The organism is Streptomyces sp. NPDC007856, assembly GCF_042868225.1.
Taxonomy (GTDB): domain Bacteria; phylum Actinomycetota; class Actinomycetes; order Streptomycetales; family Streptomycetaceae; genus Streptomyces.
This window is the reverse complement of sequence record NZ_JBIAEC010000039.1, coordinates 8,834-34,848: the sequence shown is the minus strand read 5'-3', so window position 1 is coordinate 34,848 and position 26,015 is coordinate 8,834. Positions and strand designations below refer to the sequence as shown.

24 protein-coding genes, 4 pseudogenes and 1 riboswitch are annotated in these 26,015 nt (G+C 69.3%); of the genes and pseudogenes, 13 read left to right on the top strand and 15 right to left on the bottom strand.

Annotated elements, in window-relative coordinates; all coding sequences use genetic code 11:
* Window positions 1–546, top strand: a 546-nt coding sequence (locus ACFYOH_RS42285) for a transposase (protein WP_388637018.1), incomplete at its 5' end; no start/stop codon positions are given.
* Between the two features lie 132 nt (window positions 547–678).
* On the opposite strand, the gene ACFYOH_RS42280 is transcribed toward ACFYOH_RS42285, so the two are convergent.
* From ACFYOH_RS42280 to ACFYOH_RS42260, 5 genes are all read right to left on the bottom strand, one after another.
* The gene (locus ACFYOH_RS42280) at window positions 679–1,146 is read right to left on the bottom strand and encodes an SRPBCC family protein (RefSeq protein WP_388637015.1); all 468 of its coding nucleotides are present in this window, start codon (window positions 1,144–1,146) and stop codon (window positions 679–681) included.
* A 435-nt stretch (window positions 1,147–1,581) separates the two neighbouring features.
* Window positions 1,582–1,833, bottom strand: a complete 252-nt coding sequence (locus ACFYOH_RS42275; RefSeq protein ID WP_388637012.1) for a hypothetical protein — start codon at window positions 1,831–1,833, stop codon at window positions 1,582–1,584.
* A 90-nt stretch (window positions 1,834–1,923) separates the two neighbouring features.
* On the bottom strand, window positions 1,924–3,216 hold the full coding sequence (locus tag ACFYOH_RS42270) for an NRAMP family divalent metal transporter (protein ID WP_388637009.1): 1,293 nt from the start codon (window positions 3,214–3,216) through the stop codon (window positions 1,924–1,926).
* A complete protein-coding gene (locus tag ACFYOH_RS42265; RefSeq protein ID WP_388637006.1) occupies window positions 3,213–4,559 on the bottom strand; it encodes a magnesium transporter MgtE N-terminal domain-containing protein in 1,347 nt (448 codons plus the stop codon). The genes ACFYOH_RS42270 and ACFYOH_RS42265 overlap by 4 nt, the downstream gene beginning before the upstream one ends.
* 346 nt (window positions 4,560–4,905) lie before the next feature.
* Window positions 4,906–5,077, bottom strand: a riboswitch (M-box (ykoK) riboswitch).
* 87 nt (window positions 5,078–5,164) lie between these two features.
* Window positions 5,165–5,422 carry a hypothetical protein gene (locus tag ACFYOH_RS42260; RefSeq protein ID WP_388637003.1) on the bottom strand — a complete coding sequence of 86 codons (258 nt, stop codon included), beginning with the start codon at window positions 5,420–5,422 and terminating at the stop codon, window positions 5,165–5,167.
* A gap of 303 nt (window positions 5,423–5,725) precedes the next feature.
* Between ACFYOH_RS42260 and ACFYOH_RS42255 the strand changes: the two are divergent.
* The 3 genes and pseudogenes from ACFYOH_RS42255 to ACFYOH_RS42245 form a co-directional block, all read left to right on the top strand.
* Window positions 5,726–6,896 (top strand): annotated as a pseudogene (locus ACFYOH_RS42255) (NRAMP family divalent metal transporter); the annotation flags it as partial.
* A gap of 19 nt (window positions 6,897–6,915) precedes the next feature.
* The gene (locus ACFYOH_RS42250) at window positions 6,916–7,200 is read left to right on the top strand and encodes an MgtC/SapB family protein (RefSeq protein ID WP_388637024.1); all 285 of its coding nucleotides are present in this window, start codon (window positions 6,916–6,918) and stop codon (window positions 7,198–7,200) included.
* A complete protein-coding gene (locus ACFYOH_RS42245) occupies window positions 7,137–8,156 on the top strand; it encodes a HutD family protein (protein WP_388637021.1) in 1,020 nt (339 codons plus the stop codon). The genes ACFYOH_RS42250 and ACFYOH_RS42245 overlap by 64 nt, the downstream gene beginning before the upstream one ends.
* 175 nt (window positions 8,157–8,331) lie before the next feature.
* Here ACFYOH_RS42245 and ACFYOH_RS42240 read toward each other — a convergent pair whose 3' ends face one another.
* The gene (locus tag ACFYOH_RS42240; RefSeq protein ID WP_388637000.1) at window positions 8,332–9,192 is read right to left on the bottom strand and encodes a helix-turn-helix domain-containing protein; all 861 of its coding nucleotides are present in this window, start codon (window positions 9,190–9,192) and stop codon (window positions 8,332–8,334) included.
* 312 nt (window positions 9,193–9,504) lie between these two features.
* Here ACFYOH_RS42240 and ACFYOH_RS42235 point away from each other — a divergent pair, with 312 nt between their 5' ends.
* The gene (locus ACFYOH_RS42235) at window positions 9,505–9,870 is read left to right on the top strand and encodes a peptidoglycan-binding protein (RefSeq protein ID WP_388636997.1); all 366 of its coding nucleotides are present in this window, start codon (window positions 9,505–9,507) and stop codon (window positions 9,868–9,870) included.
* 279 nt (window positions 9,871–10,149) lie between these two features.
* Here ACFYOH_RS42235 and ACFYOH_RS42230 read toward each other — a convergent pair whose 3' ends face one another.
* On the bottom strand, window positions 10,150–10,353 hold the full coding sequence (locus ACFYOH_RS42230; RefSeq protein ID WP_055492756.1) for a cold-shock protein: 204 nt from the start codon (window positions 10,351–10,353) through the stop codon (window positions 10,150–10,152).
* A gap of 446 nt (window positions 10,354–10,799) precedes the next feature.
* A complete protein-coding gene (locus ACFYOH_RS42225; protein WP_388636994.1) occupies window positions 10,800–10,958 on the bottom strand; it encodes a hypothetical protein in 159 nt (52 codons plus the stop codon).
* Window positions 10,959–11,378: 420 nt separating this feature from the next.
* On the opposite strand from ACFYOH_RS42225, the gene ACFYOH_RS42220 reads away from it, so the two are divergent.
* From ACFYOH_RS42220 to ACFYOH_RS42205, 4 genes and pseudogenes are all read left to right on the top strand, one after another.
* The gene (locus ACFYOH_RS42220; protein ID WP_388636992.1) at window positions 11,379–11,774 is read left to right on the top strand and encodes a transposase family protein; all 396 of its coding nucleotides are present in this window, start codon (window positions 11,379–11,381) and stop codon (window positions 11,772–11,774) included.
* 163 nt (window positions 11,775–11,937) lie between these two features.
* Window positions 11,938–12,684, top strand: coding sequence for a hypothetical protein (locus ACFYOH_RS42215; RefSeq protein WP_388636989.1), 747 nt, complete (start codon window positions 11,938–11,940; stop codon window positions 12,682–12,684).
* Window positions 12,685–12,724: 40 nt separating this feature from the next.
* Window positions 12,725–12,979 (top strand): transposase, encoded by a 255-nt coding sequence (locus tag ACFYOH_RS42210; RefSeq protein ID WP_388636986.1) that lies wholly within the window; start codon window positions 12,725–12,727, stop codon window positions 12,977–12,979.
* 39 nt (window positions 12,980–13,018) lie between these two features.
* Window positions 13,019–13,270, top strand: a pseudogene (locus ACFYOH_RS42205) (GNAT family N-acetyltransferase); the annotation flags it as partial.
* Here ACFYOH_RS42205 and ACFYOH_RS42200 read toward each other — a convergent pair.
* From ACFYOH_RS42200 to ACFYOH_RS42185, 4 genes and pseudogenes are all read right to left on the bottom strand, one after another.
* Window positions 13,262–13,360 (bottom strand): annotated as a pseudogene (locus ACFYOH_RS42200) (GNAT family N-acetyltransferase); the annotation flags it as partial. The pseudogenes ACFYOH_RS42205 and ACFYOH_RS42200 sit on opposite strands and share 9 nt — an antisense overlap.
* Window positions 13,361–13,699: 339 nt before the next feature.
* A complete protein-coding gene (locus ACFYOH_RS42195) occupies window positions 13,700–14,791 on the bottom strand; it encodes a PP2C family protein-serine/threonine phosphatase (RefSeq protein ID WP_388636983.1) in 1,092 nt (363 codons plus the stop codon).
* 1,663 nt (window positions 14,792–16,454) lie between these two features.
* Entirely contained in the window at window positions 16,455–16,751 is a 297-nt protein-coding gene (locus ACFYOH_RS42190) for an STAS domain-containing protein (protein WP_388636980.1), read from the bottom strand.
* A gap of 280 nt (window positions 16,752–17,031) precedes the next feature.
* Window positions 17,032–18,228 (bottom strand): epoxide hydrolase family protein, encoded by a 1,197-nt coding sequence (locus ACFYOH_RS42185; protein WP_388636977.1) that lies wholly within the window; start codon window positions 18,226–18,228, stop codon window positions 17,032–17,034.
* A 300-nt stretch (window positions 18,229–18,528) separates the two neighbouring features.
* Here ACFYOH_RS42185 and ACFYOH_RS42180 point away from each other — a divergent pair, with 300 nt between their 5' ends.
* Window positions 18,529–21,309: an AAA family ATPase gene (locus ACFYOH_RS42180; protein WP_388636974.1), complete on the top strand. Its 2,781-nt coding sequence runs from the start codon at window positions 18,529–18,531 to the stop codon at window positions 21,307–21,309.
* 415 nt (window positions 21,310–21,724) lie between these two features.
* Here the strand turns inward: ACFYOH_RS42180 and ACFYOH_RS42175 are convergent, their stop codons facing one another.
* Complete coding sequence (locus tag ACFYOH_RS42175) at window positions 21,725–22,561, bottom strand: alpha/beta fold hydrolase (RefSeq protein ID WP_388636971.1); 837 nt, start codon at window positions 22,559–22,561, stop codon at window positions 21,725–21,727.
* A gap of 335 nt (window positions 22,562–22,896) precedes the next feature.
* Here ACFYOH_RS42175 and ACFYOH_RS42170 point away from each other — a divergent pair, with 335 nt between their 5' ends.
* Together ACFYOH_RS42170 and ACFYOH_RS42165 are read left to right on the top strand one after the other, a co-directional pair.
* Window positions 22,897–23,616, top strand: a complete 720-nt coding sequence (locus tag ACFYOH_RS42170; RefSeq protein WP_388636968.1) for an alpha/beta hydrolase — start codon at window positions 22,897–22,899, stop codon at window positions 23,614–23,616.
* Between the two features lie 40 nt (window positions 23,617–23,656).
* Window positions 23,657–23,830 (top strand): annotated as a pseudogene (locus ACFYOH_RS42165) (pirin family protein); the annotation flags it as partial.
* 25 nt (window positions 23,831–23,855) lie between these two features.
* Here ACFYOH_RS42165 and ACFYOH_RS42160 read toward each other — a convergent pair.
* Window positions 23,856–24,359, bottom strand: a complete 504-nt coding sequence (locus tag ACFYOH_RS42160) for a DUF1275 family protein (protein WP_388636965.1) — start codon at window positions 24,357–24,359, stop codon at window positions 23,856–23,858.
* Window positions 24,340–24,864, bottom strand: coding sequence for a DoxX family protein (locus tag ACFYOH_RS42155; RefSeq protein WP_388636962.1), 525 nt, complete (start codon window positions 24,862–24,864; stop codon window positions 24,340–24,342). The genes ACFYOH_RS42160 and ACFYOH_RS42155 overlap by 20 nt, the downstream gene beginning before the upstream one ends.
* Before the next feature lie 21 nt (window positions 24,865–24,885).
* Here ACFYOH_RS42155 and ACFYOH_RS42150 point away from each other — a divergent pair, with 21 nt between their 5' ends.
* Window positions 24,886–25,857, top strand: a complete 972-nt coding sequence (locus ACFYOH_RS42150; protein ID WP_388636960.1) for an alpha/beta hydrolase — start codon at window positions 24,886–24,888, stop codon at window positions 25,855–25,857.
* Window positions 25,858–26,015 lie beyond the last annotated feature (158 nt).

Genomic DNA, 26,015 nt, shown 5'->3' with positions numbered 1-26,015 from the left:
GTTGGGAACAGATCTCCTCCGGAACCGCCATACCCTGACAACGAGCCCGCCCATGTAAAGCAGCACCTTGATTCTTTACGGCTTCACAAGATCGCCAACGCCCTCGACGCGCTGCCGAAGTCCGCGCAGCCCGGGGCGAAGAAGGCCCTGCGGGAGATCTACAACGCCGAGGACCGCACCCACGCCCTCAAGGCCGTCGCGGCGTTCGACAAGAGCCACGGCGCAAAGTGGCCCAAGGCGGTCAAGAAGATCACCGACGACGTGGACGAATTGCTGGCGTTCTACGACTTCCCCGCCGAGCACTGGATCCACCTGCGCACCACAAACCCCATCGAGTCGACCTTCGCCACCGTCCGGCTCCGCACGAAGGTCACCAAGGGCGCCGGCAGCGCGGCCGCGGCCTTGGCGATGGTCTTTAAGCTCGTCGAGTCCGCCCAGGCACGCTGGCGGGCCGTGAACGCACCCCACCTCGTCGCTCTCGTCCGCGCTGGAGCCCGCTTCGAACGCGGCCACCTCGTCGAACGCCCCGAAGCCCACGCAGCATGAACAACCTCAGCAGTTCCGTCGATCTTGGCAATTACTCAGCCATCATCTGACGGGATGCGTGCGATGACGGGTGTGAGTGCTCGACCGCTTCCTCTGACGACGTGGCCGGGCCCGGGGCACAGCCGCCCCGAGTCAGTCCACCGCTTCGACGTACGACGCCAGGTTGTCTAGCGAGGAGGAAATCCCGGCCTCGTGGACCGCTTGGTCGATGCCGGGCGGCACGTCCGTGGCGGTAACGGTCACCTCGGTCCCCTCACCGGTGGCAGCGAGGTGCCACGTCATCGTCATGGTGCCCGCGTACGACGGGTCGTCAGCCTGGAACACTGCCCGCTGCACCACGCGCTCCGGCGGCACCAGGGCGGCGAACCCGACGTCGACGACATCGGTCGCATCTGACGTCTTGCCGGGGCTGTCAGCGGGGTCGAGGTACGTGAGGACCATCCGGAACCCGCCACCAGGCCGGGGATCCCACCGCTCGACCCGCCCGCGCATGCCATCCGGCGGCAGCCAGACCTCGAGGGACTCCCGGTCGAGGAGGGCGCCGTAGACGGTCTCCGGTGGTGCCGCGATCACCCGGCTGGCGCGGTCTGTCCTACCCATGACCAGATTCTAGGACTGAGGTTCCGCCAGGCCCATCCTCATCAACCGACCCACTTAAGAAACCAGCCTGGAACCAGGACGCACCCAGCAGGTCGCATGACATGCCGATCCACAGGTCTTGACTATTCCTCCGAGCAATTTCGTCGGCGGAGACCCGGCCCGTCTGTGGCAGGGCGCGACGGACTCCTCCTGGTGCGAGCCCACCGATGCACTGATCGCCCCCCTCCTGAACCGGGTCATGTCCGACACGATCAACCGGCTCTTCTCCGCAGGACAGAGCTTCGCCGATCCCTCGTCACGCGTCATGACGATCGCGCCGACCAGCGCGTCCAGGCCGGCATCGCAGACTCGGCGAAATGACCCGCTCGATTCAGCGAGCCGTCGTCGAAATCGGCGTCCCCGGCGAGATGCGCCCTTCCGGCACACCACAGGCGTTCAGGCGCCCCGGTCGCCCGTCCGCCAGGGTCGACCGCCTCGCTGCCCGCTGACACGATGCAATGCACGCAGTCGCTGTTCTCGATCGCGGCGCGCGCGTGCGGCTCGCTCGCCCCGCCGTTCGGTCAGGCGTGCCCAGCCGTCCCAGTCGTCCTCGCCGAGGCCGTCCTCGATCGACCAGATCGGAAAGCGGTCGATCAGCTCCTCGTAGCGGTCGATGAGTTCGTCGCTGGTCAGTGCCTCGCCCGCCACGAGTGGCGATCCAGGCGGACCAGGGCAGTACCTGCCGGGCAGGGGCCGTACTTCTTCACGGCGGGCCTTCTTCTCAGGCGGGGACCGGGGTCAGCCGAGGCCGAACCAGCCGAGGACGGTCTGGACGAGCAGGATGGTGGACATGCCCGCGACGCCGACGACCACGGCGGTGGCGCCGATCCGGTAGCGGGGGCCGTTGGCCGCCGCGCCGAGCACGGAGCGGCGGTTGGTGAGGACCAGGAGGTAGACCAGCACGATGGGGCTGATCAAGCCTTGGAGGACCTGGGTGCCGATGAGCAGCTGGATGACGTTCACCGGGGTCATGGCGACCACCGCGCCGAGCACGATCTGGGCGGTGAACAGGCCCAGGAAGAGCGGTGCGTCGCGGAAGCTGCGGGACACGGAGCGTTCCACTCCGGCGGCCTCGCCGACGGCGTAGCTGGCGGAGAGCGGGACGACGGCACCGGCGAGCGCGGAGGCACCGATCAGGCCCACGGCGAAGAGGAGTTCGGCGTTCTGACCGGCGACCGGTTTGAGGGCCTCGGCGGCCTGGGCGGCTGAGTCCAGCGGGCCGGTGCCGCCGATCGCGGCAGCGGTGGCGATGATGATCGTCAGGCTGATGAGGCAGGCGAACACCGCACCGATCACGGCGTCCAGCTTGATGAGCCGGTAGTCCTCGGGCTTGGCGCCCCGGTCGACGACGCCTGCCGCGGCGTAGAACTGCATGTACGGGCTGACGGTCGTGCCGATCAGGGCGACGGCGAGCAGGATGAAGCTCTTGTTGGGCTCGATGTGCGGGACGACGAGGTGCTTGCCGACCTCGCCCCAGTGGGGGTGGCCGAGGATCATCGCGATGGGGTAGGCGAAGAACGCCAGCGACATGATGAGGAAGATGCGTTCGGCCCACCGGTAGGAGCCGAACAGGACCAGCGACCAGAGCAGGATCGCGGCCGGCGGAATGACCGCCCACTTGGGTACGCCGAGGAGTTCGAAGGCGGCGCCGATGCCGGCGAACTCGCTGACGACCAGGCCGGTGTTGGCCAGCAACAGGCAGAAGACGGCGAGGGCGGTCAGCCGGAGGCTGAACTGTTCGCGGATCAGCGCCCCCAGGCCCTTGCCGGTGTGGGCGCCGAGGCGTACGGCCATCTCCTGGACCATGACCAGGGCGACGGTGACCAGCACCATGAAGAACAGCGTGCCATAGGCGAATTGGGAGCCCGCGGAGGCGTAGGTGGCGATGCCTGCGGCGTCGTTGCCGGCGTTCGCGGCGACCAGGCCGGGACCGGCGATGGCGGCGACCATCGCGAGACGGCCCAGGCCCCGCCGCCGCGTGGCGGGGGCGGCGGGGGACGCGGCCGAGGTGGTGTCCAGGTCGCCGGTCACTGCAGAAACCTCCGGAAGTGCAGACGCCCGCGCTCGGGCAGCAGATGGTCGAGCAGGTCGTCGGCAAGGATCCGGCCGTTGGGGCGGTCGGTGTCGTCCACCACCAGAAGTGAGGAGGCGCGGGAGGCGACCAGCTGGTCGGCGGCCTCGCCGAGGGGAGTGTCGGGGCGGACGGTCACCGGAGGGCCGAACTGGGATCGCCAGGTCACCAGGTCGGCCATCAGGGTGGTGTCCTCGGCGACTGCCAGGTCGAACAGGGGCAGGTCGCACAGCAGCCGGCCGTTGTCGTCCACGACGGCGATCGCGTCGATCTCGGTGCGGTGCTCGGCCTGTTCGGCCAGCTGCGCCCGCACCTTGGCGACGGTCTCGTCCGGGCGGGCGATGATCAGCAGGGTAGTCATGGCACCGCCGGCGGTGCCCTCGCGGTGGGTCAGCAGCCTTCGCAGCTCCGCGGCCTCGCCGCTCGGCATGCGGGACAGCAGGGCCTCGCGCTCCTCGCGGGTGAGGTCGCGCAGGGCGTCGGTGGCCTCGTCCGGCTCCATCTCGTCCAGCAGGCGGGCGGCGTGTTCCGGCTGGGCCTCGCGCAGCAGGTTCTCCAGCTCGGCCGGTTCCATCTCCTCCAGCGCGTCGGCGGCCTGCTCCGGCTCCAGCCAGCCCAGCAGCTGCTGGCGTTCGTCGCGGCCGAGGTCCTCGAGGATGTCGGCGAGGTCGGCCGGGCGCAGCCGCTGCAGGGCGGCCCGGGAGGCGCGCAGCCGGACCTCCGGCGGGCCCTCGGTGGCCTGTTCGGCGAACGGTGCCACGGCCTGCCAGTCCAGCACCCGCTCCGGGGTCGGCCGGGCCTGCCGGCGCCGCGGGCCGAGCCGACGCAGCAGGGTCGGCAGGGAGACGTCCACGCCGACCAGCACGACCTGGCCGACCAGGGGCGCGAGGTACAGGTCGGCGGCCCGGGTGACCTGGACGCCGTCCACGTCGACGAGCTGGTGGTCAAGGATGTCCTTGGCCAGCAGCACCTCGCCGGGACGGCGGGAGAAGTCGCGCAGATCGACGCGGGCGGTGCGCAGCTGTACGTGGCCTGCCTGCACCTTGCCGATCGCGTCCGAGGCCACGAAGGTCTGTCGGCGGCCGATGCGCAGGATCAGCCCGGTGACCGGCGGGTACGGCTCCGTGCCGTACAGCCGGGCGACCACGTCGACGACGCGGCCGACCTCCTCGTCCGCCTGGTTGGTGACCGGTCCGCCGATCAGGCCGGCCAGCGAGACGAGGGAGGCGCGGACGGTTTTGGTGGCGGTGGCACGGCGTTCGAGGTGGACCCGGCGGTTGCGGAACCGAGCCTTGGTGGACATGAGCAGAGTGTGAGCAGCCAAGGTGAACACCTCCTTACCCCGCCACGACGGGGCAACGGGCGGCCCTCGGCGGTGCTCTTCCTCCCCGTACCGGCCGGTGACCAGGTATTGCCAGGGCATACGTCGGCACGCCTGGACAAGCCGGTGCGCAGGCCGGACCACCGGGAACGAGCCGGACGGGTCAGGAAGGAACGAGCTACCGCGGGCCGCGGAAGGACGGCGCGGACAACACGAAGAGGGGCCGACTATGGCCCGGACTACTGTCCATGTCGCCTCCTCCCGGTCACGGCCGCGCACGAGGTGTCGCGGTCTTGCGGCAAGGGGCAGCCGGAGCACGCTCGGTTCCGGCACACCCCAACTCGTCAGAGCTTTGGCACTCCACGGCGTGATCCCCGTACGGGGAAGCCACTTGGGGTCACCCCTTGGGCCGGGGAGACCTGTCCTGATCCGGAGCGTCTCTCGACGGGTGGGATCAGTGGCCTGTGTCCGTGAAGACGCCTCACCGAACGAGGTGTCTGTTCAAACCGCCTAAAGCCTACGCCCGCCCTCACCCGCTTCCCTAATCCATGACCGGTCTTTGACCGAGGGCGGCCGACGGCAGGCCGTCACCGGCGTTGTCCGCCACGGTCATCTGTCGCCGGAGTGTCCTGGCGAGAAGCTGGCCGCCATCCACCATGTACGACGGCCACGGGCAGGCGCCCGTCCGCGGCGATGATGTCCTCGGGTATGCCGGTGATCCAGGCGGCGAGTGCGGCCCTGCGCAGGTCAGCGGCGCGGGTGGCGAGCCCGGCACGATAGGCGTCCGCGGAGCCCGCGGTCAGTTTCGGGGTGGTCTCGGCCAGCTGCCGGGCGGCGTGGCGCACCGCGCTGCGCGCACCAGATGTCGAGGTCGCTCGTGCCGCCGTAGTCTCCCTTTCCCCGACGAGGCGCCTGTCGTCCAAGTGGCACTGCAGATCGCGCACGACCGGCCCTGACCGGCAAAGGCAAGTACGCATCCTCGCTGCGGCACGCGGTAACCACCACCTCCCTGCGCGGCACCCCAGCCGCGCCGTGTCCACGGGCACTCCTGCGCCCGGTGGTGATGCTGTCTGCGCGTTCGGCGTGCGGGGGTGATGGCTGCTGCGTGCCCCCGACCTCCCCCGAACCCGGGGGCCATGGAGGCCACCATGACCGACACCACCGTGACCACGGTCGTCGCGCCACGCGTGGCGGTACCCGACGACGCGCACATCGGCGACATCCAGGGCGCGCTGGGCACCATCCGCTTGGACGACCACGGCGAGCGCCGGGGTCAGTCGGCCAAGCCGGCCAGAACTACCGCACCCACCTTCGATGGACCCTGCTCCTGCTGGTGCCCGTGCTGTACATCAACCAAGACGTGGTGCTGCGCCTCGGCGCGGTCGCCACGCCCGGCTGAGCCTGGAGCGGTTCGGGAAGTTCTGGGGCGCGTTCAGCGTGATCGACCTGTTCCTGCTCAACGCGCTCACTCTGGTGACCGAGTTCATCGGGATCACGCTGTCCGCCGGCTACCTGGGCCGGCCCAAGGCGGCGGCGGTGGTGCTAACCCCCTTGATCATCATCGCGTCGGCAGTCAGCGGACCCTTCCGCCGCTTCGAGCGGGTGGTGATGACGCTGTGCGCGGCGTCGCTGCCGCGGGTGCCGATCTACGCCATGGTCCACCCGCCCGCCTCGCAGATGGCCGCCGACTTCGTCACCCCGAACCTGCCGCGCGGCTCCGGGCGCCTGTCCACGGTGACGCTACTGATCATCGGCATCGTCGTCGTGGTCATCGGCGCTGCCGCGATGATGGGCTTCACGGTCGCCGCGTTCTCGGGGACGCACGGCTTCGGCCAGTTCACCGACACCACCGGGATCGCGCACGGCCTCGAGGCCAAGGCAGGCAAGCTGGCCGGGGTGCTGTTCGCGATCGCGCTGCTGGACGCCTCGATCATCGGCGCGTTCGCCGTGTCGCTGTCGACCGCGTACGCGATCGGTGACGTGCTGGGCATGAAGCACTCCCTGCACCGGGGTGTCGGCGGCGCGAAGGGTTTCTACGCCGTCTACGCCGGGCTCGTTGCCGCCGCGGCCACGATCGTGATGATCCCGGGCTCGCCGCTGGACCTGCTGACGGAGGGCGTGCAGACCCTCGTCGGCGTGCTGCTGCCGTCCGCGCGCGTGTTCCTTTTGCTGCTGTGCAAGGACAAGCAGGTTCCGGGACCGTGGGTCAACGGCCCGAAGACCAACGCCTTCACTGCGGCGGCGGTGGGGGTGCTGGTCATGCTGTCGGTGATCCTGCCCGCCTCCGTCCTGTACCCGGACATCAGCGCGGACGCGATCAGGAGATCTGGGCGGAGGGGTGATCCTGCACGACGGCGCCGGCGTGCGCGGACTGAACACGGCTGCCGCCCTGTGGTGTTCGGCAGCGGTCGGCGTACTGGCCGCCTCCGGACGGCTCACCCTGGCCGTGCTCGGCACCCTTACCGTGCTCGGCATCCACATGCTGCTGCGCCCGGCCGGACGCCTGCTGGACCGGGCCCCGGCCGCCGGCAGCGACCCGGACACCAGGTACCGGCCGGCGTGCACCTGCGCTGCGAGCGCAGGTCCCGGACCCACACCCGGGCCCTGCCCGCCCAGGCCCTGACCGACTCCGGGCTGACCGCGACCGGTCTGCGGGCTCGCCGCGAGGGCGAGGACACCACCAGCGTCCGCGCCGCCGTCACGGTGAGCGGCGACGCGGCTGCCGCGCTGGAGCAGGTCATCTCCCGTCTCTCGCTGGAGCGCACGACCTGCACTGGCACCCGCCTCGCCCGGTTCCTCCCCGACGAGGCGGACAAGTCACTTGCGCCGACTGGCCTGCCTGCGTTCCGGCTCCTGCGAGGCGTTGAAGGCCGTCGCGTACAGTGCGGTGCCGAAGGCCCCGCGCTCCGGGTTCGCAGTTCGACCCACCGGGTCCTCTTCGTCTTGTCCGCAGCCGAGCCGGGCGGAACGGCTCTGGGGGGCCATCCCATCGGGGAAGGAAAGCACATGGCAGTGCAGGTTCTGCGGGCTGAGGAGAGAGCACCCGCGCCGTGGAAGAACGGCGGAGGTGTCACCTCTGAGGTGGCCGCCCACCCCGAGGGAGCGGGGACGAGCGATTTCGTCTGGCGTGTCAGCATTGCCGATGTCGCGCAAAGCGGTCCGTTCTCCATCTTCGAGGGCGTGGACAGGATCATCACCGTCGTCGAAGGTCTCGGCATGGCCCTCACGGTCGACGGCGTCCGGTGCGTGATGACCGCCCCGTACGAGCCGTTCGCCTTCTCCGGTGACTGCGAGACACAATGCGAGCTGCTCGGCGGGCCGATCGTCGACTTCAACGTCATGGTGCGGCGCGCCGATGCGACGGCACGGGTCCAGATCGCGCGCGACCGCGTCGCGGTGCGGCCGGAAGCCGGAACGTGCGTGCTCGCAGTGGTCCTTCAAGGGTCGGTCGTCCTCGGCGGGACGTCCCTCCGCCTCGACCGCTTGGATGCAGCGTTGTTCGCCGAGGGTGACGCCGCCGACATCGACGTGGCCGGGGTTCTCGCCCTGGTCACTGTCGACGACTGCGGCTCAGACTGATCCGGCGTGCTTCGTTTGCCCCGGGTGCCCCGCCATGTTCATAGCCCTGACCTCCCCTTGAGCGGCTCACGAAGTGACGACCCGGCGGGTGGATCTCGACCGTAGGGCCGCCGGGCAGCGGCATCGTAGGAACTCGAGGTCTGGGTGAGCACCGCGGTTCCGAGCCGGGAAGAAATCAGGTCGGGTTTGCGAGAATGGCGCTCGTCACCTGTCCCCGGACGAAGTCCTGGGCGTCGTGCGGGGAGGCGGCCATGCGCTCCGAGCGAAAGGCAGTCGGCGTGCGGCCCGTCATCGCCTTGAACACGCGGTCGAAGTGAGGCTGATCGTGGTACCCGGCTTGCGTCGCGGCATCGGCCCAGCTGGCACCGGCCTCTTTCAGGTGTAGAGCCGCCTGCAGCCGCATCACCTGCGCCGCCCCCTTCGGCGTCAGCCCTGTGTAACAGCGGAAGCGTCGTTCGAGGTGGCGACGGCTCCAGCCGATCTGTGCCGCGAGTTCCTCGACCCGTACCCGTCCACTGGTCCCCTGTATCTTGCGCCAGGCCCAGACCACCTCGGGGCTGACAGCAGGGCCTGCGTCGAGTGCCGCGCGCAGCACGCGGTCCAACACGGCGAAGCGGCTGTGCCAGTCCGGTACCTGCGCCAGCCGGACGGGCAGGTCTGCCCAGGGCCGGCGACAGAGGTCCTCGGGAGGAACGGACAGCTCAGCCCATTCGGACATGGGCACTCCGAACAGCCGGTAGGCGGCGAGGGGGCTGAGCAGGACGGTCACCCCATGGATGAGGCCGGTGTGCTCGCCGATCGCGCCCCTCGTCCGGATGCCACCGGCCAACGAGGACCCGCTCCACGTGCGTCTCGGGTCGCAGGAGTCGAGAACGCGCAGCGGGTCGCCGAAGCCCAGCATCACCTTCACCACGCCGTCGGGGATCAGGAGTCTGCGCCGTGCTCCGATCGCATGGAAACGAAAGCCGCGATAGCCCAGGACCTGATCGCGTAAGTCAGGGGCAGCGCGCCGTTCGAGAAGTTCGTGTCTGTACATGGGTCGAACCCCCATAGGTCGACGTGAACACGGCAAAGACCGTAGGCGATACAGGCGCTGTAAGGCACAGACGAGGGGCATTTGGCCGAATCAGGCACCGAGGGCCGGTAGGTCGCATTCGTACAAGCCTGGCCACACGATCCTGGAAAGCCTTGGGTCAGCGCGGACGGCCGGTGACGCCGGCCGCGTCAAGGCTTCGCGGAATCCGATCGGAAAGAGGAAGCAATGCGATCTTCTCTGACTAAGGCGCTCCTCACCGCAACCGCCCTCGCCGGGATTGCGGCTGGGAGTCTCGCGGGCGCAAGTCCGAGCGTGGCGGCCCCGCAGGCGGCCGCCAGGCCCGCGGTCGGCAGCCGGCACATCTCCCCGCTCGCGGTGAACAACCTCGGCCTGAGCACGGCCCGGGCAGAAAACTGGCAGAGCTGCCTGAACACCTGGGGCTTCAACGCCGGCACCGTCGACGGGCAACTGGGCACCAACAGCTGGGAGGCGGCGCAGAGGATGCTCAACGCCTGGGGCTACAACGCCGGCACCGTGGACGGGATCGTCGGCACCAACACGATCAAGGCGCTGCAGCGCTTTCTGAACGCCGTCGGCTACAACGCCGGTGCCGTTGACGGGATCGCCGGATCGCAGACCAGGACCGCGTTCTGGAACTACAACGCCACGGGCTGCTGAGTCAGCCAGCCGTGCAGCAGCCGGTTGCCGTAACCGGCGCTGCACGGTGCAGGCCTGGAACCTGCGTGGAAGCAGTGCCCGGCCAAGTAGGCCGAGCCGCCGCCGTGGGGCCGCCCGCTTTCCCGGGCGCCCCCACGGCCGAACGCACGCGCCTCACGGAAGGAACGTCACCTCGGGGAAGGCCGAGGACGGACCGTCGAGCAGGCGCACCCGGCGGTGCCGCGAGACGGACGAGCCCCAGCCGGTGGACGCACGGGCCGGGGCTTCTTCGTGGCGCCGTCAGGCGGGGCGGATGTGCTCCGCCTGGGGGCCCTTCTGGCCCTGCGTGATGTCGAAGGTCACCTTCTGACCTTCCTGCAGCTCCCGGAAGCCCTGGGCGTCGATGTTCGAGTAGTGGGCGAAGACGTCGGGGCCACCGCCGTCCTGCTCGATGAAGCCGAAGCCCTTCTCCGCGTTGAACCACTTCACCGTGCCTGTAGCCATGTGCCTGTCTCCCTCGAGGGACTCGTATCGGGCCCCGCACCGCGCGGGATCCGGAGGTGATCGCCCTGGTCCGGAGAGGCCTTGAACAGCAAAACGCCCGTGACCGCGATCACGGGCGAACGGGACTTCGGAACCACGACTGCTGATCACGACGCTACACCGGCTGGTGCGACTCGGCCACTGGAACACGGCGTTGACCTCGTCGGGCTGCATTCGTCACCACTCAAATCCCGAGGTCGACGACGCAGGAGCACACGCGCCGCCGACCTCCGGTTGCCCGACACAGGAGGCTCGGGACTGGAATGGGAGTGTCGCATTGGTCGGGCCCGGCCGAGATCCAAGCCGGCCGGGTCTTCATCAGCGGCAGCGCTCCACGGCGCTGAACAGCTCATGCGGGGCCTCGCCGGTAGCCAGACGGTCGCGACAGGCTCCATGCCACAGGCGGATCAGGTGCACGCCGCACTCCCGGTCGGGGCTGCCAGTTCGTGCACCATTTCCTCGAACACGATCGGCATCGACGGCTCGCTCCGGCCGTCGCTGCGAACCTCGCACGTCAGCACGCGACGGCGCCCGTCGAGCGCGGCGGCGGCCGACGTGAGGTTCATCGCCTAGTGGCACAGGGCGGCGAGGCGTTCGACAAGGTCAAGGATCGCAAACCGAATCTCCGGCGCGGCGCACTTGTATGCGGCGGCTTCGGCCTGGTGGGCCTGGGCGCTGTTCGGGGCGGATGGGGAACGGTAACAGTCATGGCCGGCCCTTTCCGGGGGCGCCCAGCGAGCGCCGACGTCCCGAGTCCGGCTGACGTCTGTCGGCGACCTGCCGGGGGCCAGCAGCACGCGCATCGCCTCGCGGGCTGCGCGGACGGCGTCGAGCAGGTCCGTCTTGTGGTTTTGTTCACGAGATTGGGCTCTGGTCCACTTCTTGTGGTCGCATACGCAGAGTGACCGTGGATCTTCGTGTGACGGCGGCTGAGGTCGCCCGAAAATCGCCCGCCCACAACGCGGTGTAGTCGACAGTGCTGCGCCGTGAACGAAGTACGGCCACATCTGGATGAGCTGCTGTTCTCCTCGGTAGTGGGCGTTTCCGTGGAGTCGGTCGACGTGGCCGACACGGTCGTCCGGGTCGAGGCCCGGACTACGGCCAGCCGGGCGGCCTGCCCGGGCTGCGGGCGCTGGTCGGGGCGAATACATGGCTCCTACCTGCGGTTTCCTCGTGATCTGCCGACGGCGGGCAAGTTCGTCGTGGTGTCCTTACGGGTGCGTCGGTTCGTCTGTGCGGAGAGCTCCTGTCCTCGCAAGACCTTTGCCGAGCAGGTTCCCGGGGCTTACCCGGCGGTTCGGCCGACGGACCGAGCGACTGCGATCCACGTTGGTCTCGGTCGGTCTCGCGCTCGCAGGCCGGGCCGGCGCCCGGACGACTGATGTCTTCGGGAGGATCCGGCAGCGAGGCGATCAACCTCAGCAAGGTGTTCCGGCTGATCGGTGCCCCCCGTGGCGACGCCCCGCGTGGTCGGCGTGGACGAATACGCCCAGCGAAGGGCCGGATCTACGGGACTGTGCTCGTCGACGTCGAGCACGTCGCCCGGTGGACCTCTTGCCGGACCGGGAGGCGGACACGCCGGCGGCCTGGCTCGCCGAGCGGCCCGGCATCGAGATCGTCTGCCGTGAGCGCGCCCCCTTCTTCGCTGAAGGCGCCACCCGCGGGACCCCGCAGGCTCTCCACGTCGCCGACCGGTGGCACCTCTGGCACAACCTGGGCGAAGCCGCCGAGAAGTGCGTCTACTGGCACCGCAGCTGCCTTCGCCCCGCCCCGGCACCGCCGGACGAGCCGCAGGTGGAGGCGGAGTCAGCCTCGTCATCGCCCTGGCCGACGGGCCACCGGTTCGCCGAACGTACCCGCGCCAAGCACGCCACGATTCACGCTCTCCTGGCCGCCGGACACAGCAAGCGATCCGTCGCCCGGCACCTCGGCATGACGCTCAACACCATCCTGCGATTCTCCCGCACCGCCACTCCGGAGGAACTGTTCACCGGCCAATGGCAAAGCCGCGCGACCAAGCTCGACCCCTACATGCCCTACCTCGATCAACGCTGGCAGGAGAGCTGCGCCAACGCCTGGAAACTATGGAAAGAGATCAAGGAACTGGGCTACCCGCAGGGCTACGGCAACGGCCGCAACCACGTCAGCCGGATCCTGCGCGGCAAGCCCCAGCCGGTCGGGCCCCGGCGCCACCATCGGCCCGCGCCGTCACGCGCTGGATCCTCACCCGCCCCGACGCCCTGCCGAGAGCGACCGGCTCCACTTCAAGGCCGTCCTGGCCAACTGCCCTGAACTTACGGCGCTCGCCGAGCACGTGCGCTCTTTCGCCCACATGCTCACTAAACTGCAAGGCGCCCAACTTCCGACATGGATCGAATCGGCGACCGCCACCACGGAGCTGCCCAGCCTCCGCCGTTTCGCCCAGCACCTCGAACGCGACCTCGAGGCCGTCGTCGCTGGCCTCTCACTTCCGTGGAACTCCGGTGTCGTGGAGGGCCATGTCAAGCGGATCAAAATGCTCAAGCGGCAGATGTTCGGCCGCGCTGGACTCGAACTCCTCCGCAAGCGAGTTCTCCTCGCTCCGTAATTCGATTGCTGGACTTGGCCCGGACCCTACGATAGAGGAGTGACGATCGAGTACGAGTGGCGCGGCGACTTCGACAACGCCGCCCTCAACGCGCTGCATGCTGACGGCCTCGGCCACTCGGTAGCTCGGACTGACTGGCGAGAACGACTTGAGCGCCACAGTCTTGCCTGGGTCTGCGCCTGGGAAGGCGGCTCGCTGATCGGCTTCGTCAACGTGGTCTGGGACGGCGGAGTTCACGCCTTCATCCTGGACACGGTGGTCGCACAGCATCGCCAAGGACGAGGCGTTGGCGAAGAACGAACGCAGGTGTTCCTCGAAATCAACGTGGAGCCATTCGCACTTCGCGGCACGAGCTTCGTGAGCCGCAGCTGCGACCAACGCGCGCAGGAATTCAGAGGTGAGCCGTGGCCCGCCCGGCTGAACGGTGCCGAGTTGGCCGGCACGGCGGGCGACGTGGAGCGGCTGCGGGAGGTGCTCGGCTACAGGCGGCTGGGCTTCGGATTGCGCGATACACGGAGTTATCTCGCCTCGTGGTGGGGGTGCCACCACGGCACCCCCTGATAGGTGTCGAGATCCGCCGTCCGACCGGTCCGCTTCCGGCCCGGGAAGCGTCCAGCCTCACCGCTGGGCCAGCTCAGCCGGCATCGAAGTTCTTGAAGTGGAAGCTGTACGTCATCACCGGAACCGATAACCCTGCCGCTTGTGTTGTGGCTGAGTAGTTCAGTTGGCGGGAGGGCCATGCTGACTGCTTTCGCCTGCTTCGTTGAGCCGCTCGGCGAGGAGCATCGCAGCATCGTCCGCCAGGTAACCGTGGGTGTGGCGGATCAGTTCTCGGTGCAGCCGTTCCAGGAACTCGGACGGGGTGCAGGGGTGCACCGATTCTGTGGTCTTGCGTAGGGGAAAGAAATCGCCGTCGGGGCTGCGGGCTTCGACCACGCCGTCGGTGTGCAGCAGGAGACGGTCACCGGGTGCGAATGGGTAGCTCTCCGCTTTGGCAGGCGGAACGGTCATGAATTCTTCCAGGCCCAGGGGCGGCAGTGGGCAGGCGGGGGTGAGGGCCTCCACCTTGCCCCGGCGGAGCACCAGCGGGGGCGGATGGCCGCGATTGACCACCTCGACCACGAAGGCGTCTGATACCTGAGCCACGAGCGCGGTGACGAAATCCTCGGTCAGGTTGTCTTCCTCGGCCTGATCAACCGCGTTGAGCGCCGCCCGCTCGCGTTCCAGCGCTGCCGCGCAGTGATTCACCACCTCCGCCAGATCCTCGTCGTAGTGCGCGGCCTCCCGGAAAGCACCCAGCACGGCTGCGGCCAGGCGCACGGCGGGCAGCCCCTTGCCGCGGACGTCTCCCACGATCATCCGGACGCCGTACCGAGTGTGCACTGCCTCGTACAGATCGCCGCCGATCTGCGCGCCCGTCTCTGCCGCGAGGTACTTGCTGGCCATCTGGACGGGACCGAGCCGGGGCGGTACAGGCCGCAACAGAACCCGTTGTGCTGCCTCGGCGACTCGGCGAACCTGGTTGAGCTCACTCTGCCTGCGCGTGCGCACTGCATTACTCATGGTGACACTGGCTGCCGACACTACGAGGAGGGAGATGAGGTTGCTGTAGACCTGGCTTCCCCAGCTGTGGTGGAGGGTGGCCGTGATGACGGTGACGGCGAAGGCTCCGGCCGCTGCTGAAAGGGGGCCTTTGGGGCCCATCGTCAGCGAGGCCAATGCCGGCATGGCGGCGAGGAGAGGACCGGTGATCACCGCGTGTCCAGGGGAGAGTTCAATCCCCAGCGCGAGCAATATGATCACGAATGGCACACACTGTGCGAGCCTGAAGAGGACCGGGCTATGACCGCCCGCCGCTGATGGACTGGATGGGCGGATGAGCGACCGCATGACTACAGCCTGCCCCTCCGAAGTTGGGTGTTCCACCCGGCGCGGTCGTGAGCGCTCGGAACGCCATGCGGCCGCTGATGCCGGCCAAGTCGTTGGCTCGAGTCCTTTTCCCGTGCGGGCGGTCCGCGGTCGAGGTGCCCACTGAGGCCTACGAACTTCGGTCGGGTGGCGGGTCGAGGAGCGAGCGAGGCGTACGGCAGAATCCCGCTGTGAAGTCCACCGGGGCCTGCCGATCCGGAAGCGGGCATGGCAGAGCTGTCCACGCCGATGCGGGTGTAGGTGGCGGCCGGGCGGTTCACCGAGCCGACCCGACCCGCGGGAGCCAGCCGCGCGTCGATGCCGGCATCGCGAGGCGCGGCGTACGGGGCCTCGGCTCCGGCCGGCATGCCGCACGGCCGACCAGAGCCCACCGGCACTTCGCGGGCAGTTGCTTCCCTGGTGGGCCTGACCGTTGCCTGGACAGTCGGCTGCACCGTTGCACCGAGAGTTGCCGCACCCGTCCCCGCGCTTCTGGCGTTCGCCCAGCTCACCCCCATGGACAAAGCCCTCCACCCTTACCCGACACCTCTTTTTCCGCGCAGGCCGGAGAAGAGGACGTGGTTCAGCACAGGCCAGCCCAGAGTTCAGCCCTGACTGGCTCCCGTCCGATCCCGCGCCGTCGGGGCCCCGCCGACTCATGCGGCATCTGCGCCCGCCGGCGGGCCACAGGGGCGCCGTGGGCGGGGGTGCGCGCCCCTGTGCGGGCGGCGCAGCGCGGGTCGCTGACCCGGCGGAGATTCTCGAAAATGCACGCCGAAAACACTTCCGCTTGGTGATACATAGCGCGGTGTATTTCTCTCGTTGCGTTGGCTTGGAGCACGGCCCCCAGCGCGGAAGCACACATCCCAATCACTGAGAACTGCCGCATACGGACGCGCACACAATCCTTGCCTCGAATACCGACCTGCATCCGGAGCGGCAGAGACTGAACATGACAGGTCGCGCGGTTGCCGTTCAGCTCGATGACCGCAGCGCGGTCCCGGGCCTCGGACTCGCGGAGTACGAGCCGCTCGGTCTTGATCGAGGCAGGCGGCCAGGCGACGGGTCCAAGTTCAGTCATGCCGACCAACCAATCGACAGGCTCGGCAGCGATCAAGACTCGCGGACGGATCAAGCCACCGGCCCGGGCCCCACACTCACCAACGGGGCCGCTCAGTCCCGATCCGATCCGTCTGCCAGTCACCAGGCATGGCCAAAATCTACGTTCTGGTGATCAAGGATCCCTCAGACCCGGCCGTTTTCAAAGGTCCCCATCAGCACAGGACATCCGAGAAGGGAGTGCCGCCGGCGGGGGATGCACGCCCCGACCGGCTGGGCGCAGATGGGGCCTTGGAGGGCTGCTCAGCGCACGGGAACGTCCCGGGGGACGGACACTGTGGGATGTTCCTCTCCACGTACGACGTCATCGAGAACCTCTACGTCGGTGCTGTCCGCGAAGGAGGGCACCCCCGCCTCCACCAGCTCCCGGCAGAGCGAAGCCACTTTCTGGCGTGCCCGACCCGAGTGCGGACCGTCTCCAGGAGGACCAAGCGGTTCAGAAGCCCGGTCATGTCGAGCCCCCCGATTCGACCAGATGGTCCACATCTGTCAGGCCCGCCACCCGGCGTACGGGCCGGGTGGCCGAGACGATGGTGAACCGTCGGCCCTGGCGGCGTGCGCAGGTCTGAGTCGGCCACCCAGGACCCAGCCCCGCACCGTCGATGAAGTGCCCACAACCCAGGTCCATAGTGATGTGCTTGACCCGGTCGGCGCAGTCGCGAAGGACCGCTTGGAGCCGGGGTGCGGTGGGCACGTCCAGTTCGCCGCACACGACGACCAGCGCGTGACTGCCGTGACGGGTCACCCCGATGTCAGGGTTGCTCCGGTCGCGGGGCCGGGACGATGGACGGCGCACAAGGGGCCGTGAGTCTCACGGCGGATGCGCGGCAGCACGCCGCCGGATCAATTCCGAAGTTCGTGGTGAATGGGCGCCGAAGCGGCCTTGGACGACAGCCGACCCGGCGCCTGACGGGGCCGAATGCCCGGGGCGGCCGAGCGCTCGCCGTCGAGTCACTCGGCCGCCGTCGTCGAGTCAGCGCCTGTCCGGCGGATCAGGCGCGCCGGTCAGGGGGCAGACGCTCCGGTCAGCGGAGTGACCGCAGGCCCGCGCGGACCTCCTCGACGAGGAGCTCGGGCTGTTCCCAGGCGGCGAAGTGGCCGCCCCTGGGAACCCGGTTGTAGTGGACGAGGTTGGGGTAGGCCTGCTCCGCCCAGCTCTTCGGGGCCTGATACATCTCATCGGGGAAGACACTCACGGCGACCGGCAGGTTCACGCCCTTGGCCCCGAAGAAAGAGGTCGAGTTCTCCGCGTAGAGACGAGCCGCGGAGATCGCCGTGTTGGTCAGCCAGAAGAGCGTGAGGTTGTCGAGGACGTCGTCCCTGGTGAGGCCTTCCGGCCGGCCGGCGAAGGCCCGGGAGATCATGTCCAGGCTGGCCGCGTCGTGGTCGAGCAGGAAGGCGGCCAGGCCCACGGGGGAGTCCGCGAGTGCGGTCAGCGACTGCGGACGCGACCCCATCAGGTAGGCGAAGTAGACGTGCCGGTACACGAAGTCCAGCTGCTCGACCGCCGCCTTCTCCTCGTCGGAGAGCGCCAGGCCCGCGGGCAGCGGGTTGCCCGCGATCAGCGCCGCGTCGATGGCAGGCGGAACCACGCCGGCCATGTTGGTGTGGATGCCGACCAGGCCCTCGGGCTCCTGCACGCCCATGAAGTCGGCGACGATCGCACCCCAGTCGCCGCCCTGCGCGGCGTACTTGGTGTAGCCAAGGCGCTTCATCAGCTCGCCCCAGGCGCGTGCGATGCGCTCGGGACCCCAGCCCGTCGTGGTGGGCTTGCCCGAGAAGCCGTAGCCGGGCATCGACGGGATGACCACGTGGAAGGCGTCCGACGCGCTGCCGCCGTGGGCGGTGGGATCGACCAGAGGGTCGATGATCTTCAACTGCTCGATGATCGAGCCCGGCCATCCGTGGGTGACGATCAGCGGCAGAGCATCCTCATGCTTGGAGCGGACATGGATGAAGTGAATGTCCAGCCCATCGATCTCCGTGATGAAATGCGGCAGAGCCTTCAGCTTCGCCTCGACCTTGCGCCAGTCGTACTCCGACGCCCAGTACCGCGCGAGCTCCTGGACCGTGGCCAGCTGCGTGCCCTGCGACTGATCGGCGACGGTCTCCTTCTCGGGCCACCGCGCCGCCACGACACGTCGGCGCAGCTCCTCCAGCTCCGCCTCAGGGAACTCGAACCTGAACGACCGGATCGCCGGCTCTCGGGGCGTGACAGACATGTGAATCTCCTTGACTGCTGCCGGCGACCCCGTGTCACCGGCTCCGCCACAGTCGGGCAGGGCGGGTGCGCCTCGCCCCAGGGAAACCCCCGGGGATCGGCCCCCGGCCGGCCCCCCGGGGCACGGGGTCCGCGCCGGGCACCTGTCCGCCGGCAAGCGCAGAGGCGTCCCCCATCGAGCGAAATGAGCCAGCCCGAACTTCGTAAAAATGTTTATCGCGATACCAAATAGGCAATTATCGAATGCGCTAAAATGGGAAAATCGAAATTGCGGTCTGCATGCAGCCCCGGAAGTTGACTTATGAGCGTGCCTGTCAGGGATCCACAGGTCGGGCTGCGCGGTCGGGACCGTGAGCTGGCCGCGCTGGAGAGGGCGCTGGCCCAAGCGCGATCGGGCAGCAGCGCCGTCCTGGTCCTCCGCGGTGAGGCGGGTATCGGCAAGACCGCATTGCTGGACTTCGCAGAGCGCAGAGCCGCCGGATTCCGTACCGTCGGCGTCGCAGGTATCGAATCCGAGATGGAACTCCCCTTCGCCGGCCTTCACCAGCTCTGCGCGCCCTTGCTCGGCCGCCTCCAGCGCCTGCCCACACCGCAGCGCGACGCCCTCTCCGTCGCGTTCGCACTGCAGGAAGGCCAGGCGCCGAACCGGTTCCTGGTGGGGCTGGCTGTGCTCGGTCTGCTGGCCGGCGCCGCAGAGGACCGGCCTCTGGTCTGTCTCGTCGATGACGCGCAGTGGCTCGACGACGGGTCCCGGCAGGTTCTGGCGTTCGCCGCCAGGCGGTTGATGGCCGAACGGGTGGCGCTGATCTTCGCCCTGCGGGATTCCCATGGCGATCACGAGCTGGACGGACTGCCGGAACTGATCGTCGGGGGACTCAGCGAGCCCGACGCTCGGGCCCTGCTGGCCTCGGCCGTCCGTGCACCGCTCGACCCGCTGGTACGGGACCGGATCGTTGCCGAGGCTCACGGTAACCCGATGGCTCTGCTGAATCTGCCCCGTACGCCTGCGGAGCTGGCAGGCGGTTTCTGGCTCGCTGGCAGGCGCCCCCTGGCGAGCCGCCTGGAGAACGCCTTTTACCAGCGGTTCCGGTCACTCCCCCAGGACAGTCGGCGGCTGCTGCTGACCGCTGCGGCTGAGCCGACCGGAGACGCGAGTCTGCTGCGGCGCGCTATCGGCCTGCAGGAGATACCGCCCGACGCCGCAGCACCAGCCGAGACCGCCAGGCTCGTCGAGCTCGGCACCCGAGTGCGGTTCTCCCACCCCCTGGTGCGCTCGGCCATCTACCACAGGACATCCGCGCCGGACCACCGGGCGGCGCACCGAGCACTCGCCGAAGCCACCGATCCCGGCCTGGATCCCGATCGCAGGGCATGGCATCGCGCACATGCGGCAAGCGGCCCCGACGAGAGCATCGCCCTCGACCTGGAGCGCTCGGCAGGCCGGGCCGAAGCACGAGGAGGAGCGGCCGCACAAGCCTCGTTCCTGCAAACCGCAGCGGAACTCACCCCCGATCCCGCACGCCGTGTCACCCGCGCACTGGCCGCCGCTCAAGCCCACATCGACGCCGGCGGAGCCGACCAGGCCCGCAACCTGCTCGCGGCCGCGGAGGCCGGCCCCCTCGACGACCTGCAGCGCGCGCAACTCGAACGATTGCGAGCCCGGTTGGTGTTCTCCCAGGTACGCGGCAGCCAGGCGCCCGGGCTCCTGCTCGACGCCGCACACCGGCTGGCGCCTCTCGACGCCGCCCTCGCCCGTGACACGCTGCTGGAAGCGGCCGGCGCGGCGATCTACGCCGGCCGTCTGAGCGAAGGCCCCGGACAGCGGGAGGTGGCCGAGGCAGCCCGTGCCGGACCGCCGCCGCCGACACCGCCGCGGCCTGTCGACGTCCTCCTGGACAGTATCGTCAGCCGGATCATCGACGGCTGCCCCGCCGGCGTCCAGGCGCTGCGGCGCGCACAGCATGCCGTCCAACAGGAGCACAGACCCGCCGCGGCGGATGCGGACATACGCCGGCTGTGGCTGGCGTGCCGGCTGACACCGGAGCCACTTGCCACGGAACTGTGGGACGACGACGCCTGGTTCGAGCTGTCGACCAGCGCGGTCACCCTCGCCCGCGAAGCGGGGGCACTTGCCGTCCTGCCGATGGCGCTGAGCTACCAGGCGTGCTTCCAGGTGCATGCCGGCGAACTCGACACCGCAGCGGCTCTGATCGACGAGGCCACGGCGATCTCGGAGGCAGTGGGCGGGGTACCCATGATGTACGCATCGCTCGTACTCGCCGCCTGGCGGGGCCGGGAATCCGAAGCGCTGGACCTCATCGGCACCACTGTCGAAGAAGTGCGCGCCCGGGGAGAGGGACGCTCCCTCGCCCTCGCCGAGTACGCAACCGCGCTGCTGTACAACGGCCTCGGCCGCTACGATGCCGCGCTGGCGGCCGCGATGCGCGCATGCCGGTACGAGGACCTGGGCTTCTTCGGCTGGGCCCTGGCCGAACTGATCGAGGCGGCCGCACGCAGCGGGCAGCCCGAGACCGCCGCGGCGCCACTGGGCATGCTGACCGAACACACCCGCGCCGGCGGAACCGCATGGGCCCTGGGCGTCGGGGCATGCTCCCGCGCGCTGCTGAGCGACGACGAGGCCGCAGATGCGCTCTACCAGGAGGCGATCGAACACCTCGGGCACTGCCGGATCACCGTCCACCTGGCCCGTGCCCGTCTGCTGTACGGAGAGTGGCTGCGCCGCCGTAACCGCCGCCAGGAAAGCCGTAGGCAACTAGGGCCCGCCTACGAGGTGTTCAGCCGCATAAGGGCCGACGGTTTCGCCGAAAGGGCCCGCAGGGAGCTTCTGGCCACCGGGGAGACCGTACGCAAGCGAACAGCCGGCGCCCTCGACGAACTCACCAGCCAAGAGAGCCAGATCGCCGGGCTGGCGAGGGACGGCAACACCAACGCCGAGATCGCCGCTCAGCTCTTCATCAGCCCACGCACGGTGGAATGGCACCTCGGCAACGTGTTCACCAAGCTCGGAGTCAGCTCCCGCAGGCACCTGCGCACAGTGCTTTCTTCTCCCCAACAACCGTAAGCACAAGGCGTCTGCCCTGGAGCATGTCCTGCGGCATCTGCCCGCCCTGCACCTGCGCCTCACCGGTCACATGGATCACCCCGGCCGGCTGCCGTGACCAGGGACGCAATGCAGCCGCCCCCAGTTGCCCAGGCAGTCGCCCATCTCCGCAGTCAGGAGTCCTTGCTCGCCTACGACCCGGCGACCAGGCCCCTGACCGCGGACACACCCCGAGCAGAAAGGATCGCCGTCAGCTGACCAAAGCAAGCCCACCGAAACGATGGCGAAGGGAGAGGTCAGACCGCAGGCGCCAAAACGACGAACACCCGCCCCGGCCGGGAGCCGGAAGTGGGTGCCGATGTTCCCTGCCCTGGAACAGGGCGCCGTGGGGCAAAGTTTGACCGCAAGCCCGCCGGGGCGGGCCTGCGGCGGGAGGTCACTTGCTCAGGAAGGCCAGGAGTGCCGTGTTGACTTCCTGCGCGTGGGTCCACAGCAGGCCGTGCGGGGCGCCCTCGATCTCGACGTAGTCGGCGGACGGGAGCGCCTTGTGGAACGGGCGCGCGGTCCCCTCGACGGGCAGGATCCGGTCGCCCGTACCGTGCAGGATCAGGGCCGGCACGTCGATGGCCGGGATGTCGGCGCGGAAGTCGGTGTACCAGGTCGACGGCGCGGCGGCCGCCGCGAAGAAGCCGCCGCCCGCGGCGACGTTCCAGCTGTTGCGTACGGCCTCCTCGCTGATCCTGGTGCCGAGGTTCTCGTCCAGGTTGTAGAAGTCCTTGTAGAAGTCGGTGTAGTACGCGTAGCGGTCCGCCTTGACGGCCGCGACGACGCCGTCGAAGAACTCCTTCGGGGCGACCCCGTCGGCGTTGTCGTCGGTCTTGAGCAGGCAGGGCTCCAGGGAGGCCAGGAAAGCGACCTTGGCGACCCGGGCGGAACCGTAGGTGGACACGTACCGGGCGACTTCTCCGGTGCCCATGGAGAAGCCGACCAGGACGGCGTCGCGCAGGTCGAGGGTCTCCAGCACGGTGTTCAGGTCGGCTGCGAAGGTGTCGTAGTCGTAGCCGGTGGTCGGCTGGCTGGACTGTCCGAAGCCGCGGCGGTCGTAGGTGATCACGCGGTAGCCGGCGTCGAGCAGCACGGCGCTCTGCCGCTCCCAGGAGTGGCCGTCGAGTGGGAAGCCGTGGATGAGGACGACCGGCTGCCCGGTGCCGTGGTCCTCGTAGTAGAGGTCGATGGTGGTGGAGTTCTCCTGGCCCACGGTGATGTACGGCAAGGTGTCGTTCCTTCTTCTGGAGTGACTGGCGTGTTCGCGGCATGCGCGGCACGGAATGTCGTCAGGCTAGGGCGGACGTCTCGCCGCCTGTTGTCCTTCAGCGCATCGCTGCTTGCCTGGGAGTGCCAGGAAGAGCTGGTGGAGGACGAGTGCCGGAGCACCGCCGCGCAGGCCTTTCGAAGGTGTCCCTCGCCCGCACGCCTCACAGGCGCGGATGGACCACAGACCGTGCACCGGCAGACAAGGCGTCCTCGCCGGGGGCCCCTAGTGTGCTGTTCGAGCCCGCGGCCCGCATCAGCCGCTCACCATGACCGACATCCCCAGGGAGTTGTGCCTTGTCCCGTTCCGGCAGCCCGACCGTCGTGCTGGTCCACGGCGCCTTCGCAGACGCGTCCAGCTTCGCCCGTGTCATCCCCGAACTGATCGCCCGCGGCCTCGACGTCGTGGCCCCGGCGGTGCCCAACCGCAGTCTGCTCGGCGACTCCGCCTACATCGCCTCGATCGTCCGTGGGATACCCGGACCGGTCGTCCTGGTCGGGCACTCCTACGGCGGCGCCGTCATCACCGTCGCCGGTGCGGAGGACAACGTCACAGCGCCGGTCTACCTGGCCGGCTATGCCCTGGAGGAGGGCAAGAGCCTGGGCGAGCTGCAGGGCGGCTTCCCGGATTCCGACCTCGCCACCGCGCTCGTCTACACGCCGTTCCCGATCGAGGGCTCCGCCACTCCCGGCACCGATGTGTCGGTCGAGATCGACAAGTTCCCGTCCGTCTTCGCCGCCGATGTCGATCCCGACCTCGCGGCCGTCCTCGCCGTCTCCCAGCGTCCCCTGGCCGCACAGGCCTTCGCCGAGAAGGCGCCGAAGGCGGCGTGGAAGACCAAGCCCTCCTGGGGTCTGGTCGCCACGGCCGACCACACCATCAACCCGGAGGTGGAGCGTTACGGCTACCAGCGTGCCGGCATGACCACTGTCGAGGTCGATTCCTCGCACCTGGTGATGCTCGCCCACCCGGAGCGCGTCATCGAGTTGATCGAGGAGGCCGTCCGGGCCCACTGAGTTGAATACGAAATCACATTCGGATGCGAAAGGGCCTTCGATGAGCAACGTCGAAACGGATCCCATCGCGCTGCGCTGCGGTGCCTCCGACCAGGGTGAGGCCGCGCCGCAGGTCGACGTGCTGACCCCGCGGGACGTCCCGTTGGGCGGGCCACGAGCCATGACGGTGCGGCGCACGCTGCCGCAGCGAGCGCGGACGCTGATCGGTGCGTACTGGACGAGTGTGAGGAAGTCGCCCATCAGCATGGAGAACCGCCGTCGCCGCAGAGGGAGACGACCTGCCGGCCGCGGGCGAGGAACTGGGCGCCGATGGCCTGGCGCAGCGCGTTGATCAGGGTGTACTGGACCCCGGTGGTGACCCGTCCGTCGGTGACCACGGCGGCGGCCACAGTGACGGCGACCAGGACCGTCTGCACGGCGGTGGCCGTTTTCAGCAGGTTTGCGCGGTGCGTCGCGAAGCGGGTGCCGAGCCTGCCTCCGGTGAGCGCGCCGAGGAGGAACGCCGCCAGCGCGACGATGGAGGCGAGCGCGGAGAGGTTCGCGGCGCCGACCAGCGCGAACCCCAGGAACACCACGTTGCCGGTCATGTTGGCGACGAAGACGTGCCCGAGCGCCAGATAGCTCACCGCGTCGACCAGACCGGTGACCACCGTGAGCGTCAGCATCAGGGGAGGCAGCGGGCCGTGGCGGTCCTCTCCGGTCGGTACGAGTGTGCGTACCGCGTCATTCAGCAGCCTGCGCATACCGCTTCCTTTCCGTTGCGGTGGGCGGACGGTGCAGTACGACGCGGGTGAGCAGTCCGCTCACCGGGCCGGCCACGATCGCGGGGAGGACGACCCACAGCGGCCAGGGCGTGATACCCAGCGCCTGGTCGAGCGACCAGCGGCCGGGCCCGGTGAGAGCCAGCGCCGCGGAGACGACGACAAGGACCATCGGGTATTCGTAGCCGTCGTTCTGCAACCACAGGCCCTTGGGCCGTTTGACGGTGCCCGCGACCGTCATCACACCCATGGCCGCCATCGCGGCCAGGGGCGTGAGCAGTCCGGCGGTCAGGAACAGGCCGGCACCGATCTGACTGGCACCCGCGACGATCGCGGTCAGCCGACCGCCGCGGAACCCGTCGTGGCGGAACTCCTCGGTCCCGCCCGCCAAGCCGTGGCCTCCCAGCCGGAAGCTCACCTTCTGAACCCCGTGTCCGGCGATGAGGAGTCCCGTCACCAGCCGGAGGACCAGCAGTCCAGCGTTCATCTTCTCCTGCCGGAGTTATACATGTCCGACGCCGTAGAGCCGGTGCAGCCGGTCCTGGAGCCGGCCGCAGCCGCGTTCGCCGAGGCCACCGCCAACCCGCCCTACCTCTTCGACCTGCCCCCGGCGGAGGGCCGCAAGGCGGTCGACGAGGTGCAGTCCGGTGAGATCGCCAAGCCGCAGATCGACGAGGAGTGGATCACCGTCTCCGGCGGTCCGACGGGCAGTGTCCGGGCCCGCATCGTCAAGCCCGCCGGCGCCGAAGGGATCCTGCCGGTGATCCTCTACATCCACGGTGCGGGCTGGGTGTTCGGCAACGCCCACACCCACGACCGCCTGGTACGCGAACTCGCCGTGGGCGCGAACGCCGCCGTGGTGTTCCCCGAGTACGACCTGTCCCCCGAGGTCCGCTACCCGGTAGCCATCGAGCAGAACTACACGGTCGCGAAGTGGGTCGTCGAGCAGGGCGATTCCAAGGGCCTGGACGGCTCCCGGCTGGCCGTGGCCGGCGACTCCGTCGGCGGCAACATGACCGCCGCGCTGACCCTGATGGCCAAGGAACGCGGCGACCTCCCGCTCGTCCAGCAGGTGCTGTTCTACCCGGTGACCGACGCGAACTTCGACACCGGCTCCTACCACCAGTTCGCCACCGGCTACTTCCTGCGCCGCGACGGCATGCAGTGGTTCTGGGACCAGTACACGACCGACGAGGCCGAACGCGCCCAGATCACCGCCTCCCCGCTGCGCGCCACCACCGAGCAGCTCACCGGCCTGCCCCCCGCCCTGGTGATCACCGGCGAGGCCGACGTGCTCCGCGACGAGGGCGAGGCCTACGCCAACAAGCTGCGCGAGGCCGGCGTCCCGGTCACCGCCGTCCGCTTCCAGGGCATCATCCACGACTTCGAGATGCTCAACGCCCTCCGCGAGACCCACGCCGCCGAGGCCGCCATCACGCTGGCCACCGCCACCCTGCGCGGCGCGCTGCACGCCGGCTGACAGCGCGGTCCGCGCTCACACCGAGGGGTGCGACGCAGGGCCGCGGGGGGGGGGGGGGGGGGGCCGGGGGGGGGGCCCCCCCCCCGGGGGGGGGGGGGGGGGGGGGGGGGCCCCGCCCCCCCGCCCCCCCCTACCGCCAGCGCCGCGAACTAGAAGAG

Excerpts from the sequence above, each read along its gene's own strand:
- ACFYOH_RS42265 (WP_388637006.1), bottom strand. The coding sequence starts at position 4,559 with ATGTCCACCAAGGCTCGGTTCCGCAACCGCCGGGTCCACCTCGAACGC.
- ACFYOH_RS42160 (WP_388636965.1), bottom strand. The coding sequence starts at position 24,359 with ATGCGCAGGCTGCTGAATGACGCGGTACGCACACTCGTACCGACCGGA.
- ACFYOH_RS42150 (WP_388636960.1), top strand. The coding sequence starts at position 24,886 with ATGTCCGACGCCGTAGAGCCGGTGCAGCCGGTCCTGGAGCCGGCCGCA.
- ACFYOH_RS42210 (WP_388636986.1), top strand. The coding sequence starts at position 12,725 with ATGCTCACTAAACTGCAAGGCGCCCAACTTCCGACATGGATCGAATCG.
- ACFYOH_RS42280 (WP_388637015.1), bottom strand. The coding sequence starts at position 1,146 with ATGGGTAGGACAGACCGCGCCAGCCGGGTGATCGCGGCACCACCGGAG.
- ACFYOH_RS42225 (WP_388636994.1), bottom strand. The coding sequence starts at position 10,958 with ATGAACCTCACGTCGGCCGCCGCCGCGCTCGACGGGCGCCGTCGCGTG.
- ACFYOH_RS42180 (WP_388636974.1), top strand. The coding sequence starts at position 18,529 with ATGAGCGTGCCTGTCAGGGATCCACAGGTCGGGCTGCGCGGTCGGGAC.
- ACFYOH_RS42185 (WP_388636977.1), bottom strand. The coding sequence starts at position 18,228 with ATGTCTGTCACGCCCCGAGAGCCGGCGATCCGGTCGTTCAGGTTCGAG.
- ACFYOH_RS42240 (WP_388637000.1), bottom strand. The coding sequence starts at position 9,192 with ATGTACAGACACGAACTTCTCGAACGGCGCGCTGCCCCTGACTTACGC.
- ACFYOH_RS42230 (WP_055492756.1), bottom strand. The coding sequence starts at position 10,353 with ATGGCTACAGGCACGGTGAAGTGGTTCAACGCGGAGAAGGGCTTCGGC.
- ACFYOH_RS42155 (WP_388636962.1), bottom strand. The coding sequence starts at position 24,864 with ATGAACGCTGGACTGCTGGTCCTCCGGCTGGTGACGGGACTCCTCATC.